The 17,135-nt window shown below is 49.7% G+C and carries 13 protein-coding genes; 6 read left to right on the top strand and 7 right to left on the bottom strand.

Features of this window, described 5'->3' with window-relative positions; translation table 11 throughout:
* The 3 genes from JUB14_RS25390 to JUB14_RS25380 all read right to left on the bottom strand — a co-directional run bounded on the left by JUB14_RS25390 (nt 1) and on the right by JUB14_RS25380 (nt 5,224).
* Nucleotides 1–2,994, bottom strand: coding sequence for a SusC/RagA family TonB-linked outer membrane protein (locus tag JUB14_RS25390; protein WP_229368283.1), 2,994 nt, complete (start codon nt 2,992–2,994; stop codon nt 1–3).
* A gap of 375 nt (nt 2,995–3,369) precedes the next feature.
* Nucleotides 3,370–3,885, bottom strand: coding sequence for a cupin domain-containing protein (locus tag JUB14_RS25385; protein WP_207509675.1), 516 nt, complete (start codon nt 3,883–3,885; stop codon nt 3,370–3,372).
* A 268-nt stretch (nt 3,886–4,153) separates the two neighbouring features.
* Nucleotides 4,154–5,224: a branched-chain amino acid aminotransferase gene (locus JUB14_RS25380; RefSeq protein WP_207509674.1), complete on the bottom strand. Its 1,071-nt coding sequence runs from the start codon at nt 5,222–5,224 to the stop codon at nt 4,154–4,156.
* A 318-nt stretch (nt 5,225–5,542) separates the two neighbouring features.
* On the opposite strand from JUB14_RS25380, the gene JUB14_RS25375 reads away from it, so the two are divergent.
* The 6 genes from JUB14_RS25375 to ypfJ all read left to right on the top strand — a co-directional run bounded on the left by JUB14_RS25375 (nt 5,543) and on the right by ypfJ (nt 12,143).
* Complete coding sequence (locus JUB14_RS25375; RefSeq protein ID WP_207509673.1) at nt 5,543–7,330, top strand: CotH kinase family protein; 1,788 nt, start codon at nt 5,543–5,545, stop codon at nt 7,328–7,330.
* Between the two features lie 164 nt (nt 7,331–7,494).
* The gene (locus JUB14_RS25370) at nt 7,495–8,046 is read left to right on the top strand and encodes an RNA polymerase sigma factor (protein WP_207509672.1); all 552 of its coding nucleotides are present in this window, start codon (nt 7,495–7,497) and stop codon (nt 8,044–8,046) included.
* Nucleotides 8,033–8,722: a hypothetical protein gene (locus JUB14_RS25365; RefSeq protein WP_207509671.1), complete on the top strand. Its 690-nt coding sequence runs from the start codon at nt 8,033–8,035 to the stop codon at nt 8,720–8,722. The genes JUB14_RS25370 and JUB14_RS25365 overlap by 14 nt, the downstream gene beginning before the upstream one ends.
* A gap of 40 nt (nt 8,723–8,762) precedes the next feature.
* Nucleotides 8,763–9,860, top strand: a complete 1,098-nt coding sequence (locus tag JUB14_RS25360; protein ID WP_207509670.1) for a hypothetical protein — start codon at nt 8,763–8,765, stop codon at nt 9,858–9,860.
* Nucleotides 9,861–9,992: 132 nt separating this feature from the next.
* On the top strand, nt 9,993–10,844 hold the full coding sequence (locus JUB14_RS25355) for an alpha/beta hydrolase (protein WP_207509669.1): 852 nt from the start codon (nt 9,993–9,995) through the stop codon (nt 10,842–10,844).
* Nucleotides 10,845–11,288: 444 nt separating this feature from the next.
* Nucleotides 11,289–12,143, top strand: a complete 855-nt coding sequence (gene ypfJ, locus JUB14_RS25350; protein ID WP_207509668.1) for a KPN_02809 family neutral zinc metallopeptidase — start codon at nt 11,289–11,291, stop codon at nt 12,141–12,143.
* 150 nt (nt 12,144–12,293) lie between these two features.
* On the opposite strand, the gene JUB14_RS25345 is transcribed toward ypfJ, so the two are convergent.
* From JUB14_RS25345 to JUB14_RS25330, 4 genes are all read right to left on the bottom strand, one after another.
* Entirely contained in the window at nt 12,294–13,247 is a 954-nt protein-coding gene (locus tag JUB14_RS25345) for a DUF6624 domain-containing protein (RefSeq protein WP_207509667.1), read from the bottom strand.
* A gap of 11 nt (nt 13,248–13,258) precedes the next feature.
* On the bottom strand, nt 13,259–13,921 hold the full coding sequence (locus tag JUB14_RS25340) for a hypothetical protein (protein WP_207509666.1): 663 nt from the start codon (nt 13,919–13,921) through the stop codon (nt 13,259–13,261).
* Between the two features lie 223 nt (nt 13,922–14,144).
* Nucleotides 14,145–16,616, bottom strand: coding sequence for a TonB-dependent receptor (locus JUB14_RS25335; protein WP_207509665.1), 2,472 nt, complete (start codon nt 16,614–16,616; stop codon nt 14,145–14,147).
* Between the two features lie 137 nt (nt 16,617–16,753).
* On the bottom strand, nt 16,754–17,110 hold the full coding sequence (locus tag JUB14_RS25330; RefSeq protein ID WP_207509664.1) for a hypothetical protein: 357 nt from the start codon (nt 17,108–17,110) through the stop codon (nt 16,754–16,756).
* Between the last annotated feature and the right edge of the window lie 25 nt (nt 17,111–17,135).

Below are 17,135 nucleotides of genomic sequence, written 5' to 3'. Positions count from 1 at the left end.
TTAAAAAGTAAAGTTCAGGCCAAAGATGAGGTTTCTGGCTTTGGGATAGCTGAGGTAATCGATACCATACGACAGGATACCATTGACCGTACGATCGGTATTTACTTCCGGATCGTAGCCGTCGTAGTTGGTAATTACGAACAGGTTCTGGCCCGTAACGGATACCCGGATGCCCGAGATCCAGCGGTTAACACCCAGCGCTTTGGTGTTGAGGTTGTATCCCAGCGAAAGGTTATTAAGTCGGAAGAAGGAGCCATCCTTCAGGTACCTTGAAGATACCGGCGCTGAATTGTTGACAGACTCTTCGGGAAAAGCAATAGCCTCCGGTGTTGTATTCAGACCTTTCGAGAGTCGCAGCTTATAGAAGCTAGCGTTTGCCGTGTTGTCATACACCTTGTTACCCGCTACACCGTTGAAGTTGATCACCAGGTCGAACCCTTTGTAAGCCAGGCTACTGTTGATGTTGTACTGGCGGGTAGGCAGGGCACTGCCTACGGGTACACGGTCTTTGTCGGTAATGATGCCATCACCATCTACATCGCGGAAGTTACTGATCCCGTTCTCGTCAAAGCCCGTGAACTCTTTCAGGAAGAAAGTACCGATAGGCTGGTTATTGATGTACCCATTGATGGTAGCTGAGGTAAGTCCTGATCCCGAAGCCGCTCCCGAAGGAATAACAGTATAGGGGGAGTTTTCGACCCGGTTATGAATAAAGGTCATGTTTCCGCCAATGTCAAACCGGAAACCGCCGGTATTGGTATAGCGGTAGTTCAGCTCAAATTCCAGACCCCGGTTGGTAATGGTCATATCCGGTACATTGGTCCAGAAAGTACCCGCCGGCTGAACGGGGTCGGCCGGGATTACTTCCAGCAGGATGTTGTTGGATACCTTGTTGAAGTAGTCAATGGTACCGGACAGGGCTCCGTTGAATAAGCCAAAGTCAAGTCCGATGTCCGTTTGAGTCGATACTTCCCACTGGATATTAGGATTGGCTAAGCGTGAGTAGGAAGTACCGGCCGGGTAGGGATCCGTTGGTGACAAAGGATAGCTGGTAGAAGAAGACACCTGCGAAGTAAACAGCGCTTGGGTGATTTTGGAAGGAATCTCTTGGTTACCCGTTTGCCCCCAGCCCGCGCGTAGTTTCAGGTCTGTAAAGGGTCCTGACTTCAGGAACTCCTCTTCAGATAGTCTCCAACCTGCCGAGATAGACGGGAAGATCCCGTACTTATTATTAGCTCCAAACTTCGACGAACCATCAGCGCGTACGGTAGCTGTCAGCAGGTACTTATCATTATATTGATAGTTAATACGGGAGAAGAACGACTGCAGCTCATTTTCCAGAGCATAACCTCCAGGACGGTTGTTAGCCAGGGTCAGCTCCTGACCAATCCCCGGGTTATAAATAGGCTCAATGCTCCCGAGCGGGAACTTGTTAATGCTGGTGTTACGGCCTTGCACAAATATCTTTTGGTACGAATGTCCTAGCAAGGCGGTAAGGTTGCTTTTGTCCCTGGTCAAGGTGTACGTAAAATAGTTTTCTACCAGGGTATTGCGGTTGTAGGTATTGTAGGTATCAAGACGTCCATCCTGCTGCGGTACCGCGTTGGCGAGCGACTGGATATCACGTACCGAATTAGAATTATCTATCCCAATATTCAGCTTATACACCAGGTCTTTGGTGATTTTGAATGAGGGAGAAATATTGGCAATGACGCGGTTAATAGTAGTAATATCCTTTTCGAGCTTCAACGGAATCAGCGGATTGGTACCTCCCTGGTACTGAAAAGGCTCGCCCTGGTCATCATAAGCCGGGAACGTAGGGTTAGCCGAGATGGCTCCACCCACCAGGCTTTGGATTGGAGGACGCTGGTTTTGGGTATAGGTGGCATTCAGGTTCAGGTCCAGGTTGAGACGGTCCTCCAGGAACTTCTGACTCACGTTGATACGACCTGTGTAGCGATTGAGGTCATTGCTTTTCAAGATACCCTGCTGTTTCTGGATACCCACAGAGCCATAGTAGGTCAGCTTATCAGCTCCGCCACCAAACGACAGGTTGTGATTCTGGGTGTAGGCAGTGCGGGTTACTTCCTTCTGCCAGTCGGTATCAGCTCCCCTGTCTTCGAGTGTACCTCCCAAGGCAGTTACCTGCTGGCGGAACTCATCCGCTGTGAATACCGGCAGGGCCCGCGCCAGGGTAGATATACCCAGACTTCCGTTGTAGTTAAAGGTAGAAACACCGGCTTTCCCTTTCTTGGTTGTGATCAGGATAACGCCGTTGGCACCGCGTGAACCGTATATGGCAGTAGCCGATGCGTCTTTCAGTACATCAATAGACTCAATATCCTGTGGGTTAAGGAAGTTGAGCGGGTTAATAGCGCCACCGGTACTTGAGTTGTCCAGCGCCATACCATCCAGTACAAACAGAGGCGTACTACCTGTACGAACTCCCCCCGGACCGCGGATGCTGATATTCTGACTGGCGCCCGGCTCACCACTGGCTGATACCACATTCACCCCCGCAACCTTACCCTGCAGGAGCTGCTCCGGCGAGTTGATGATTCCCTGGTTAAAGTCAGCGGGCTTGAGGGACTTCACCGCACCGGTCATGTCCTTTTTGGTAGTACTACCGTAGCCAATCACCACCACCTGCGACAGGTTGGAAGCCTCTGCATTCATCTGTACATTGATGGTACTTCTGCCATTTACAGGTACTTCCTGCTTTTCGTAGCCAATGTAGCCAAACACTAGTACCGCTCCTGCGTCAGGTACAGTCAGAGTATAATTACCACTGGCATCGGTGTTAGTACCGCGCTGGGTTCCCTTCAATACTACTGTACATCCTACCAGCGGTTCATTGGTAGTAGCATCCGTTACGCGGCCATTCACAGTTATTTCTACTGCTTTGCCTCCCTTCTTACCAGCTGCTAAATCAGTAGTCGACTGTGCATTACGAGCCAATACCGAATTTGTACTTTGCCCGTAAACCTGGGTCATACTGATACACAGTATTGAAAACAAAAAAACGCCAAAACAGCGAAGTAATGGCGGTGGAGATGGATAGAAATGCTTCATAACAAATTAGATTTGTTAAAGATGAATAGATGTACAGATTAAGCCACATTCATACGCACATACCAGGACATTAAAATTTCTTAATAATAGGATAAATCTAAAAGAAATTTCTTAATATTACTTAAACACGGATATACTTATACGTATATATTTTTAAACTTAGCTAAGTACATGATTGATAAGTGTACTTAGATAGCCTGTTCGGTATACGAAAAAGGTAATTACAGGAAAATCTTATAACGACAAAAGGAGTGGCTGATGCCACTCCTTTTGTCATGATGTAGTATAGTAAGAAGATTATCTTCCAAAGTCATCCTGCACCCGAACGATATCGTCTTCGTCGGAAGGATTGGAGGCGTCGGTATGTTGCCAGATCTCAGCGATGATCCCATACTGATCTACCCCTACCAGACGGTGACGCTGCCCTTGATTGAGGCTGATCACAGCGTTGAGAGGCAGTTCCTGCAGATCGGTTTGCTCGTCAGTTTCGCTGGTCACTACGCCGGCTTTGCCACCTATTACTTTCCAGATCTCGGCTCGGCGGTGGTGGTACTGCCACGACAGACGCTTACCGGGCGCTACGACCAGAATCTTGGGGCTCAACTTATCGAATCCGGCAAAATCAGCTACCGAAAGGTGCGGGAAGAACTCCTTGATAAACTCGGGAGCCTGAGCCTCTTCCAATACAAAGAAGCCCCCCCACGGACGGTTATGATCCTTGCTTACAACGGTAAAGCCAAGGGAATCGAGGTACTGCTGTACCTGCTCAAATACTTCGGTCTTGTCAGAGGTGGCGGATAATGATTCTAACATACGTACTACCAAGTAGAGGTTTATAGGTAAATAATCAGGCTTAAAAGTAATTTAAAAAAGAGTAGTATTTGAAAATGATAGCTTAAACCTATCCGCCTGCCGCTCAAAACTTACTGAACGGAACAAAATACCAATCCAGTAAATCACTCGAATGTATTTGTTGGTTTGAAATTCCCCGTGGCCACTCAACAGTAGCCCTAACAAAAATAGCCGAAAGCTGCTAAGCTTCCGGCTATTACGAGACTAACGTAGTAATCTATATTTTAAACTACTGTATTTTTTGAGTCCAGCCAAATACATCCTCCGTCTTGCCGGTACGGATGTCGGTCAGGAAATCTTTCACTCTTGAAACGAAGGAATCTTCTTTGATGGCAGGCAGCTCATAGTTAGTACCTTCGTAGCCAATCACGGCAAAAGGTGACACTACTACGGCCGTACCGGCTCCGAAAGCGGCTTCCAGACGACCTTCTTTAATGGCGTCAATTACCTCTTTGATCGCTACCCGTCGCTCCTCTACAGGTACTCCCCAGTGACGGGCGATCTCGACGATGCTCCGACGGGTAATACCATCCAGAATGGTATCTGATACGGCAGGGGTAATCAGCTTGCCATCAATTACGAACATTACGTTCATAGTACCCGACTCCTCTATAAAGGCATGGTCACGGGCATCGGTCCAGATCAGCTGATCGTAGCCCTGCTGCTGAGCCAGGCGCGTAGGGTACAGTGATGCCGCGTAGTTACCGGCACACTTGGCGGCCCCTACTCCACCCTCGGCAGCCCGGATGTACTCCGTTTCTACCTTTACCTTAGGAGGATTGGCGTAATAGTTACCTACCGGACCGGTAAATATGATAAATATATAGCTATCTGAAGGACGTACCCCCAGGTAGGCGTCCGACGCAAACATATACGGGCGGATGTACAGTGAGCTACCAGGCTGCGAAGGAACCCAGCCGGCATCCAGACGCAGCAGCTCGTTGAGGCCGCTCATGAATATCTCTTCGGGTACTGTAGGCATACACATACGCTCAGCCGAACGGTTAAAGCGTGCCCAGTTGTCGCGGGGCCGGAAGGTCAGTACCTCGCCTGCTTCATTCTTATAAGCCTTCATTCCTTCAAAGATCGCCTGACCGTAGTGCAGGGCGGCCGTAGCCGGACTCAACGCCATGTCAGCGTAGGGAATGATGCGGAGGTTCTGCCACTGGCCGTCGCGGTACTCCGCCACGAACATGTGGTCTGATATATTACGACCAAACACCAGATTGGTGAAGTCTACTTCGCTCAGGCGGGGACTGGTCGTCTGCTGGATTTCGATGGGCAATGTATCGGCTGTCATAAGGCTTAGAATGATTTCTGATCTAACAAGCAAGTAACGAAAGTCTGTTGATGAGTGTAGTGCCGCAATTTAGTTATTTTTTATTAATAGAATAAAAGTATTTAGTGTAACAAGTATCGAAATAGGTATTTCTGTTTCTTTCTTTTGCCATACCAGCAGGAGCCCAAAAAATAAGTAACAAAATAGTGTAGGCTAAACTTACAATACCCTTGTACTCAACCTATTAAAACACAGACCTATTACTTTCTTTTTTCAAGAAAAAATAGGATCTTTATTTTAACAATCTATATCTACACACACTTAATCTACATCACATTTATGAAGTCCACCGCTTTGCTGGTGTCTGCTACGCTTATGTATATACATGTAGCTGCCCAATCACTCCCTTCTTCTTCCAATCTACCTATTGTCGTAATCAATACGCATGGCCAGACTATAGTAGATGATCCCAAAATCATGGCTGATATGGGAATTATTTATAATGGGGCTGGAGTAAGAAACAATCTGACGGATCCATTCAATCATTACAACGGCAAAATTGGCATCGAGCTCCGTGGAAACTACTCTCAGCAGGTTCCTCATGAAAAAAAGCCTTATGGTTTAGAAACCAGAAACGCGGATGGTTCAAACCTAAATGTATCCTTGCTTGGAATGCCCTCCGAAAACGACTGGATTCTTTTTGGCGCATTTGATGATGAAACCTACTCACGCGATGCTCTAACCCATACTTTATTTAGAAATATGGGGCACTACTCCTCCCGAATAGTTTTTGTGGAACTGTTCCTAACAACCGACGGTGTAGTCAACTCGTATAATGAGTACCGTGGCATTTATGTTCTGATGGAAAAGATAAAAAGAGATGGAAACCGGGTAGCTATTTCAGAACTTGAATACAAAGATAGTACCGGCAATGCCCTGACCGGGGGGTACATAGTCAAGATTGATCACCATACCGGTAATATAGGTCCTTATTGGGACTCACAATTTCCAAACGAATGCAATGATTTTCGTACAGACTTTGAGCTACACTATCCGGAAGATGAAGCTATTCATCCCAATCATCTGACGTACATTAAGAACTACCTGCACCAGTTTGAGACGGCACTACATGCCGAGACATTCAGAGACCCCATTCTGGGATACAGGGCCTATACGAACGTTACTACTTTTATTGATTACTTTTTATTGTCAGAGTTGGTACGCTCCGCGGATGCATTCAGTCAAAGTACCTACATGTACAAGCAGCGCGACAGCCGGGGAGGGAAACTCTCCATGGGCCCTATGTGGGACTATAACGCTTCCATGGGAAATACGGCCTGGAACTTCTGTGATGCCAACGACACTGAAGGCTGGCAGTACCAGAGTCAGCGCCTTTGTCGTATAGATCGCAAGCAGCCTTTCTGGTGGAAGCGATTCATGGCTGACCCGGTCTTTGTGGCGGATCTACAGGCCCGCTGGCTAAACTTGCGCGCCGGAGTACTCCAGACCGCCACGATCAACGGCATCATTGACCAGTTTATCGCTACTGTGTCCGAAGCGCAGCCCCGCGACTATCAGCGCTGGAACGTAATGGGCGAACGCGGTGACTTCCCTACCGAGATCGCCTATCTGAAGGACTGGCTGAACCAGCGCCTCACATGGATGGACCAGCACGTACCGAACCTGGGCAACTACATACGGTATGGTGGTGGCGTTACTCCTACCATTACCTGTGAGCAGCCGGCTCAGCTGTATACGTACACAGGCCAGCACCTTGAGTACCAGTGGAAGCTTAATAATACACCTATTGCCAATGCCACCCAAAGTACCTATACGGCCACCCAGCCCGGCACCTATACCGTAGCCATCACCCTGGCCGGCAACTGTTATACAGAGCAACTCTTTACTCCCTCCATCAGCCGGGTTGTAAGAAGCATCCAGAGCGGCAACTGGCAGTCCGGCACGACCTGGGCCTGCGGTACTGTACCTACCTCGCTAGATAACGTCACCATTCAGGCAGGGCATACGGTACAACTGGATGACGTCGGTAACGTACTGGGCATCAAACTAGAAGAAAATGCGCAGATGGTACTAGGGAACAGCGGAAAGATCAGCATGTCCTTTTAGTAAGTCAACTACCTACGGTAGAAGGCTGTTAGTCAGGGACTAGCCATATCCACACTTGTACGCTTATAGCAATCTCAATTTTTTTATTTCTAAATTAAAGTCTCCCGGGCAACCCCCGGGAGACTTTCTGCATTTCTATCATTAAAGAACCAAATCAGCGCAGCATGTTACAGGAGATTGTCCGGCAGTGCCAACGGGAAAATCCCTTCGCCCAAAGGCGTCTGTACGACCATTTTGCCAATCGCCTGTACCGCCTGTGCCGCCGCTACGTCAGGAACCCGCTCGAAACGGAGGAGGTACTGATGAATGCGTTCCTGAAAATATTCCGGTCCGTTGGGGGCTTTGAGTACCGCAGCGATGATGAACTGGAAGTATGGATGAAGCGCATAGCCGTGAACGAAAGCCTCATGCACCTGCGCCGGACTAAAAACACAGAGTGGGTGTGGGACGATACGCCCGCGGAGGAGGTACCCTACTCAACCGGATCAAGCGCCGAAGCAGACCTGCACGCCGAAGGCATCCACGAGTTGATCCTGAGCCTGCCGGATGGGTACCGGACGGTGTTCTGCCTGTACGCTCTCGAAGGCTATTCGCACAAGGAGATTGGTACCTTACTGAACATCAGCGAGAATACCTCCAAGTCACAACTAAGTAAAGCGCGGGCAGCCCTGCAGGCGCTGCTGACCAAAAACGGATACAGCTATGAAAGAAGATAATATAGATGACCTGTTCAGGTCCAATGCGGAGTACCTGGCTGACCAGCCCCACCGCGACTTCAACGCGGACCTATTCTGGCAGCAACTCCGGCCCGAACTCCCTCAACAGGCTACCCGACCCAAGCGAGTAGCGTGGTGGTACTGGGCTACTGCCGCCGCGGTACTACTGGCGGTTGGGATCAGTATTGGCTGGATGAGGGAAACGGTGACTCCCCAAGAGGATAAAGAGACACTAGTGCAACAAGTACCCGCGCAGCACCAGGCTGCACCAGACACTGAGGCATCCACCAGAAGCGAAGTACCTACTACCGAGGAATCTCCGGAACGAGTAGCCACTCAGGTAAAACCCGAGAGCCCCAAGGAGGTACTTACAAAAGAATCAGTGCCGGCTACCCCTGCTCCCGCTCAGGAGTATAGACCGGAGGCACCACTGGTAGCCAGTACTCCCCCAGCCCTAGAGGAACAGGTTAATGAGCCATCTGATCCGCTGCAAAGTACTACTCCGGCAGCTCCAGAGCCTACTTATCGCATCGTGCACCGGAACGAGCTGATGCAACAGGAGAAGCATGAAAATAAAGCTCGTACGCAGGTGGTATTCAGGGTTGGGTTACCTGCCGCCACCGAACCAGACCAGTCATCCTCCCGTAAACCCTTAGCTATACCTATATTTAACTAAGCCTGTTTTACCTACTCACTTTTTTCTAACATCTTTTTCCATGCAAAAACTGATCATCTGGGTCACTCTCCTGCTGGGGAGTGCCACCACTCCCCTATTGGCTCAACTTGGCAATGTCAACTACGCCTTTGACTCCCGGTTGGATGCGCACGCCTTCCGGGACGAGTACCCCAACTTTCTCAACACGGCCTCTTTTGAAGTACAACTCTCCAAAGGCAACCGCCTGCTCCTGATGAGCCGAAAGTACTCCGGTACGCGGCTGGTACAGCGCCCCGACTCACTGGTGCGCCAGTTCTGGAACGAGTACGGTCGCTTTATTGAACAAATGCCGGACGACACTCAAGGTACTTCGGTCCATTACATACTGGAAGAAAATGGAGCCCCTCAGCTCCGTTGGAAGAAGTACCCACAGCCCGCCTCGGAGTTCTCGGTCCTGAATAATGAACTGGTACAGGTCAAGTCAATACAGGATACGCTGCATATCAGCGTCAGGAAAGATGATAACCGGCAGGCGGAGCTGTACCTGTTGGTCAACGACCTGCGAAACATACCGATGCTCCATGAGGAGATCCGGGAGAAAACAGCCTACCTCATCCAGAGCCTGGAAAAGAAAACGGACCCGAAGATACTCGAACGCTCCCCTGAAGTATACGGCCGGTACCTGGGCGACCGCAAGGTACAGGTAGCTAACTTCGGTTCGGATATGCTCATTATCTCACCGAGTGCCAGCCTGGGGTACATCCGCGGCAACTGGATGACCTCGCTTAATGGGGAGTTCACTCTATTTATGGAAAAGTCACCCCTGAAACCGCGCATAGGATACCAGCAGCAGTACTTCTTTAACCGCAGCCCGGAGGGCCAGACGCGCATCTACCAGAATGGCTTTGTCATGGCCGGGCTTTCCTTTTTCCAAAAAACCAAGGACGGCGTACGCATCGGGAACAAAGAAGTGAAGCAGACGGGGCAACTGATGGTAGGGTACTTGGTTCACCGCACGGGCAACTACTACGAGCCTAATACCTGGAAGGTTTCGGGGGGCCTCAACCTTACTCCTACCTTAAGGATCGAGCCCGAAGTGTACTTCAATGGCACCTTCAAAAACCTGAGCCCCGGTCTGCGGTTCACGATTGGGTTTTAGAATTGAATCAGATCTAGCTAACCGTATGCACCTGTGGCACAGTTCCAAACTGTGCCACAGGTGTGAACTCCATTCTAGAACTCCTTACCAGAGGAAATGTCCAAACGTACTCTTACTTCTTAGACGTAAAACATGAAAACGATTCACCTCATTTTACTAGCTATCTCTATCACAGCATGTTCTAATTCTGATAAAAAAGGCATCGATACAAAATCACTCAACCAGGAATTTTCTATCTATTCAAGTGCGGTTAAGGACTCATTTTATGTATCGGTTCAATTACCCGAAAACTATTACCGAGATTCTACGGCTAATTATCCCACCGTTTATGTACTTGATGCAAACTTTCATTTCCCTATGCTGGCTTCCGTGATAAAGCAATACGAAAAAGCCGAAATGCTTCCACCGATAATACTTGTTGGCATTGGATATAAATCTCTAAGGCAAATGGATTCATTAAGAGTACGAGATTATATGTATCCTGCCTCATTACCTTCCGACGAAATGAATGCAGTTGGCGGAGGAAAAAGCTTTCATGACTTCATTGCCAACCAGTTAGTCGCATATATTGACACTAACTATAATACACAAAAGAACAACCGCTCTTTACTGGGGCATTCATTTGGTGGTTATTTCTCTCTTTATGCTTTACTTAATCAAATAGACAGTAGTAAATCTGTTTTCAAAAATTTCGCTTCTGCAAGTCCTTCCTTATGGTATAATGATTTTTATCTAAACCAGCTGACAGACAAGCTAACTAACAGAAACAACCGCGACACGCTGAACATATTCATGGCTGTTGGAGGCTTAGAAGATTCGACATGGAATATTGCACCAGTTAGAGAGTTAGGAAATAGCATTTTGAGTGCTGATATCAAGGACATAGAATTCCAATACAAAGTATATAGTGACTTAGCGCACATGGACATTGCCACAGTTACATTTACTAAAGCACTACAAGCGTTTTATAAACAAGACAAATAAAATGGCGCATAACAAAAGTGCTTGCGATAGCAGAGCCGGGCATTGGAGCAATGAACAGGAAGTATCAACTCGGCTTCACTTAGACACAGCATTATTATTAGTTGACAGATGTTTAACAGGAGGAGCGCGCTGCCCGAGCCTTTGTTAAACAGCATGCTAAGAATAGTAACCGTTTTATGTTTTGTATCTACAAAATTACCCTCTAGTCATTTTCTTGTCCCCGTGACACGGTTCGAAACCGTGGCGCAGGTAAAACCTCCTTTAAGCTAGAAGAACGTATATAGTCTGCAATCTTGAAAGAGTCCTCATTCAAAGAAAAACACTTATCAGTTTTTGAGGTTTATCTACACAGCACTACCCACATTGATGTTCCTGATACAGGTAACTACTACAGCTCAAACAGGGTAGTTTGAAACTATCAAAAGAATCAAAAACAGGTATACTATGCGCTGGCAGGATTTACGAAGAAGCAGAAACGTGGAAGACCGACGTGGTATGTCGGGCGGAGGTAAGGCAGCGGTAGGCGGCGGACTGGGCGTCATTGTTTTAGTGGTGCTGGGTCTGTTAATGGGTCAGGACCCGACTGAGATATTGGGTAACCTGCAAGGAGGTGATCCTACAGCGCAACAGTCTGAAACGCGCCCCGCAGGTCCACGGCCTGACGATCAAATGGCCGATTTTGTAACGGCAGTACTAGGAAGTACCGAAGATGTTTGGGGCCGGATCTACGCCGAAAACAATGCCCAGTACCAGCCCCCTACCCTGCAGATGTTCACTGATGCTACCCAAAGCGCCTGCGGTGGCGCTTCGGCGGCCATGGGTCCCTTCTACTGCCCGGCCGACCAGAAGGTATACATTGACCTATCGTTTTGTGATCAGCTCAGGGACCGCTTTCAGGCACCGGGCGAGTTTGCCGTGGCCTATGTAGTGGCGCACGAGGTAGGTCACCACGTACAGAACCTGATGGGCATTTCAGACCAGGTACAGCAGCAACGGGGACGCCTGAGTAAGGCTGAGTACAACAAGCTCTCGGTACAACTGGAACTACAGGCGGACTTCCTGGCGGGAGTGTGGGCCAACCGGGCGAACCAAATGGATAATATCCTGGAAGCCGGTGACCTGGAAGCCGCTCTTACGGCCGCCAATGCCATTGGCGACGACAAGCTCCAGAAAGAATCCCAGGGCTACGTAGTACCGGATGCCTTTACCCATGGTACCTCACAGCAGCGCATGTACTGGTTTAAGAAAGGCTTTCAGACCGGCGACCTCAGCCAGGGACGGTTCGAGGATATCAGGTAGGGAATCCTTGTTACGGAAGATAAACTTGCCCATGCCATAGTTTGTAACTGGGGTACGTCAGCCCTAATTTTCCTGACCTGCATCCACCAACCTTTTCTATACGTTGTGCAGAGGGTGGTGAGGCCCCTCAGATCTGACGACCCCCTCCCCCTACTCCTTAGGTAATACATACTCAAAGCCAAAGTATCTGGCGTAGTCCTCGAGCGGGCCAAGCCCCATCTCTGCTCGTCGTTTGTTCACATTGGGCTCATCTTCGATAGGTTCAAATCCGGCAGGCTTACCATCCGGGCCATTCTTTACCTGAGATCCGTATAGCTGCTTTTGCCCTTTAAATACACGGATACGATCTACCAGTAAAGCAAGGTGTGATTTCTCCAGTTCGCCCTGTTGAGCCGCTTTTTGAATCAGGGGGAAGTACTTTTCCTGCACTGCCAGTGGAGCGTGCTGGATCACTAACCAGGCCGTCATAGACTGCTCTTCGCCAACCAGACTTTTACCAGGGTAGCCGTACTGTTGCAAGATCCGCTCTATTTTAGGAAGATTGACAGAATCGGCCCGCACCATCTCTTCCCACACGGGTTTTGCCTGCGGAGAATTAAATCCATACTCCCGGCCGACGGTATCCATCTTCAGCCGGGGCTTCTGGTCAGCTTCACGAATAGCTGCTAACTCGCGTTCAAGGTCCGGGTTACGTCCTGCGGCTATCTTCTTCTCGTCGAGGTACCGCTGAAAATCAGCCGCCAGGGCGCTGGCTCGCAGAGGAGCTAGCTCCGGACGCTCCTGTTGATCTTCCCAGATCTCCTCGCTAAGTTCCCAGTCCAATGCGATGGCTTTTTTCATATATATCAGCGCTTGCTCCTGCTGCTGACACTGATAGGCACAAACCGACGCTCGTAGGGCACTCATGGCACTGGTGTGATTAACCGAAAAAGCGCGTTTGTACTGGGCCAGACAGCTAGTACAGTCTCCCTCCTTCAAGGCTTTCAGCGCTGCTTCCACGGCATTGATATAAACAGTATCCTGTGTGGCATAGATAACCTCCTGCGCTACCACAGGCCTGCTCACTATCCACAAAAAGCTTACTAGCAGTATAAAGCGCTTCATAGTTCCCTGTGCTAGATTTGAGGCACTTTACCCTTACTTTTTTCACGCGCCTTAAAGTAGGCAACCCATAAGCCCGCAAAAATGGCAATAGAGGTATAGATAGAGGTAGGAGGGGTTTTTCCTTCCGTATAAGTTCGGAAGAATACCCAAACAATCCCTAATGTCATGATCACCAGAAACACCGGCATCCACTTTTGCTCAAAAATAGAAGGCTTACGAACCAGTTCGGTATTGGTTTCGAGGATGTACTGATTGATGGTATGTTCCAGATCATCACATAGCGATTCAAACACTTCTGCCTTACAGAAGTAACTATTGGCCAGTAGTTTGAATTTGGTATTATCCTTAAAGGTACAGATCAGTCTGGTACCATTATAGTGCTCTACTTTATAGGATTTAATCTCGCTAAACTGAATAGAGTGAGTCTGGTTGGCAAGGATAAAGGTAATCGACGAATCCTCCAGCTGGGCTTCTCCCTCTTCATTTATTCTCTTCCTGCAGAGAAAGAAAACGAGAAAAGGGATACCTATCGCTAGTATAACTTTTAACGTATTGCCAACGAATGGGATCAGGTAATACAAACCTAGTGGAATGATTAGTAACAAAGCAAAGCAGGCACCTATCAGTAGGGAAAGGGCTTTCTGATTAGTGTACTCGAAGATATAGTGCTTCATGGGGTGGTTAGAGGATGAGTGTGTCAATACGTCGGCTGGTCTGACAATATAAAAAATTGAACTTTGAAGCAGACGATCTACCTCTTTTTTTTTCTTTACGGTAGAATAGGTACCTCTAAAACGCAAAAGGGGCTGTGTCTGCACAGCCTCTGGAATAGTTGGTGAAGCTACTTACCCGTGGCACGGGGACCGTGTCACAGGTATCAGCATAAGTACCCGCCTTCTAAAACTCCACAACCAGCCCCAGCGCCGGGGTCACAGTAGCGTCTTCGTTCCGTAGAATCAGCGGAACAGCATTGCTGCCGTCGGGCCGCAGGGCTAGGTTATCATTGGTACGGAAGCCGGTGTTATCGTCATTACGCTCGAAGGTATACTGCGGAAAGGCCGGGTTGTTGGTCAGGAACAGGTTCTGGATATCAATGAAAGCATCCACTGAGTACCGGCGGGCGTTCCACTTCTTATCTATACGGAGGTCGAAGCGGCTGAATGGGCGCAGGCGCTGGGTATTGAGGCGGGTATAGTCCAGAATACCAACCCCCACCGAAGCGTAATTGCGCTGGGAAGCAGCCAGGTCAAAGGGCGTATAGGGTGCTCCGCCCTGCAACAGGTACTTTCCGCCAATCTCCCAGCCCTTTTTAAACTTGTACCCCACCTGCGTAGACACCAGGTGGCGCGTATCCCAGGCGGAAGGCTTATACACTCCATCGCGCCCTGTAAACTCCGAACGGAAGTAGGTATAGCTCAGCACCCCGAAAAAGCTGCCGATCAGCTTCTGCTGCACAAAAAACTCTACACCCCGGCTCCGCCCCTCGCCCGTACTGGTCACAGCTTCGTTGCCAATGGCACCAAATTCACCACCCTGGTTGGCCAGTGATAGCCCGTCGCGCACCGATACCGGGTAGTTGGCGTACTGCTTCAGGAAGCCCTCTACGGTGACGCGGGTACTGGGCGTGGGTATCCACTCCAGCCCCGCCACAGCGTGGTCGGAGCGGATATAGTCGCTGGAACGGTTAGGGAATACATAGCTGGGATCGGAGCCGCCGACGGGCTGCTTGTAGCCTAGTACGGTATAGATAGGTACCTTGAAGTACCGCCCCAATGAGCCGCTTACCCGCCACTGGTCACTCAGCTGGTAACTCACCGACGCCCGCGGACTCAGCGTCCGCAGTGGATTAGTGCCGGTGGTAGTAAAAGAGTTCATGTCTGTGCGCAGTCCCGCCGACAGGTTCAGCCGGTTATCAGCCAGCTTGCGGTTTACCTGCACAAAGGCTCCATACTTAAAGAAATCAATGGCTGTGTTGAATCGGATGGCTACCTCCGGCTGTACCACTTGTCCCTGCTCGCTGAGGATCTGGCGGCGCAGCAGGTTGAAGAAGTCGTTGTTGTACTTCACGTATTGTAGCATGGCTCCGTAGCTCCACTCCCACGCCCCCAGCGACTTGTTCACGTCCAGCCGGAACTTGTTTTCGATCTCCTGCGACTGGCTCTTCAGCGTGCGTGCCGCCTCGTTTCCCTCCTGCTTATCCTCAAACTTATCCAGCCGGTTGTCGAACATGTTGCGGCTGGCCGAGATATTCATAAAGCCGTTTTCGAGCAGGCGCTGCAGCGAAAAGCCTACCGTGTAGTTCCACTGGTTGATGTTTGGGTTGGAGCGCAGGATATACTCCTTCTCCGGCGACGACTCCTTGGGTACCGCAAACGAAAACTCATCAATGGCCCCTACACCCAGCGCCGTCAGGGTTGTTTTCTTGTTGAGCTTCGAGGTAATCTTGTACTGAAAATCCCAGTAGTTGGGCCGGATGGGTAGGTCAATGGCCTGGAACAAGAGCTGTAGGTACGACCGCCGCACCGAGGCCAGGTAGGTGGTCTTTTCGGTAATAGGCCCCTCTACAGTACCCGCTACCTCCGTAGAGCTAACTCGCACGTTGCCCTGGAAGCGGTCGGGATTACCGGTCCGCTGCTTAAACTGCAGCACCGACGACAGGGCATTGTCGTAGCGGGCGTTGAAACTACTCGAGCTTAGTGTAGCATCTTCAATAAATGATACGTTCAGGATACCCGTGGGACCGCCGGAACTGCCCTGCGTAGCAAAGTGGTTGATGACCGGAATTTCGATCCCATCCAGATAAAAGACGTTTTCATTAGGTCCACCTCCCCGAATAATAAGGTCATTTCGGAAGCCTCCCACCGATCCTGCCGTACCGCCTACCCCGGGAAGTACCTGAATCACCCGTGAAATATCGAAGTTGCCACCGGGGTTGTTCTTGATTTCCTCAGTTGTGAGCTTCTGCACCGAGTTGGGTGTTTCGGCTGTGGCCACCGAGATAGAACGGTTTAGTACCACCGTGGCTGCTTCCAGCTGTACTGTTTCCTCAACAAGCTCAAAGTTAATCTGCTGCGCGTTACCTGACGTCACTACTACGTTGAACTTGGTAAAGGGGCTATAGCCCACAAAGGTGGCTTTGAGGTTGTAGCTGCCGGTAGGAATTTCGAGTCGGTACGCGCCTTCAGCATCAGTGGTGGTACCCAGCGAAGTACCTTCCGCTTGTATAGTGACGCCTACGAGCGGTTCGCGGGTTCTGCTATCCTTGACCGTTCCCAACACTGCCCCCTGCTTCTGGGCGTAGGCGGTAGGAAAAAGTTGGAAAACAGTATGTACTAGTAAGGTTGAATAAAAAAGTAAGAATGATCGCATAGTATCAAAAGAGGATTGGTTCACAAGAATATACGTTGAACCGGCTGCGGGTTATTTTGTTTAACCAAAGCTAAACAAAATAACCCTATTGTTAAACAAATCCTCCTGTTGTCCCTGCTCTTTTATGCTTCCTGCGCCTATTCCTGTCTGTACAGGAGCTCTTTGATGCGCTCTGCAATGATAGTATCGTCGTAAGGATAATCCAGTCCCGGCTCCGTAACCTGCACCGTCGGCCAGTGGTCCCGCAGGTACTCCCTGATCCGGAGGCGCTGCTCCTGGGTGTAGCGGCCGCCAATAAGTACCAGGTCCACATTCCCGAGCTCCTCTACCTTTCGGAGTCCCTCTTCCTGGCTCAGGGTACCGTAGATACTCACACTCCCAATGCGGCGCAACGAGCGGATAACGCCATCGCGGCGCACAGGGCTACCGCCAAAGAGGACCAGTACTTTGGCATCCGGCTCGGGTGCCTGGTATTCGAACAATAGCTGTTCCATAGCCAGTTGGGCGTGACTAACGCCG

Origin of the sequence: Telluribacter humicola (genome assembly GCF_017355935.1) — a bacterium.
Taxonomy (GTDB): Bacteria; Bacteroidota; Bacteroidia; order Cytophagales; family Spirosomataceae; genus Telluribacter; species Telluribacter humicola.
The sequence above is the reverse complement of the archived record's forward strand: the minus strand, read 5'-3'. Positions and strand labels throughout refer to the sequence as shown.

Excerpts from the sequence above, each read along its gene's own strand:
- JUB14_RS25390 (WP_229368283.1), bottom strand. The coding sequence starts at position 2,994 with ATGACCCAGGTTTACGGGCAAAGTACAAATTCGGTATTGGCTCGTAAT.
- JUB14_RS25385 (WP_207509675.1), bottom strand. The coding sequence starts at position 3,885 with ATGTTAGAATCATTATCCGCCACCTCTGACAAGACCGAAGTATTTGAG.
- JUB14_RS25380 (WP_207509674.1), bottom strand. The coding sequence starts at position 5,224 with ATGACAGCCGATACATTGCCCATCGAAATCCAGCAGACGACCAGTCCC.
- JUB14_RS25375 (WP_207509673.1), top strand. The coding sequence starts at position 5,543 with ATGAAGTCCACCGCTTTGCTGGTGTCTGCTACGCTTATGTATATACAT.
- JUB14_RS25370 (WP_207509672.1), top strand. The coding sequence starts at position 7,495 with ATGTTACAGGAGATTGTCCGGCAGTGCCAACGGGAAAATCCCTTCGCC.
- JUB14_RS25365 (WP_207509671.1), top strand. The coding sequence starts at position 8,033 with ATGAAAGAAGATAATATAGATGACCTGTTCAGGTCCAATGCGGAGTAC.
- JUB14_RS25360 (WP_207509670.1), top strand. The coding sequence starts at position 8,763 with ATGCAAAAACTGATCATCTGGGTCACTCTCCTGCTGGGGAGTGCCACC.
- JUB14_RS25355 (WP_207509669.1), top strand. The coding sequence starts at position 9,993 with ATGAAAACGATTCACCTCATTTTACTAGCTATCTCTATCACAGCATGT.
- ypfJ (WP_207509668.1), top strand. The coding sequence starts at position 11,289 with ATGCGCTGGCAGGATTTACGAAGAAGCAGAAACGTGGAAGACCGACGT.
- JUB14_RS25345 (WP_207509667.1), bottom strand. The coding sequence starts at position 13,247 with ATGAAGCGCTTTATACTGCTAGTAAGCTTTTTGTGGATAGTGAGCAGG.
- JUB14_RS25340 (WP_207509666.1), bottom strand. The coding sequence starts at position 13,921 with ATGAAGCACTATATCTTCGAGTACACTAATCAGAAAGCCCTTTCCCTA.
- JUB14_RS25335 (WP_207509665.1), bottom strand. The coding sequence starts at position 16,616 with ATGCGATCATTCTTACTTTTTTATTCAACCTTACTAGTACATACTGTT.
- JUB14_RS25330 (WP_207509664.1), bottom strand. The coding sequence starts at position 17,110 with ATGGAACAGCTATTGTTCGAATACCAGGCACCCGAGCCGGATGCCAAA.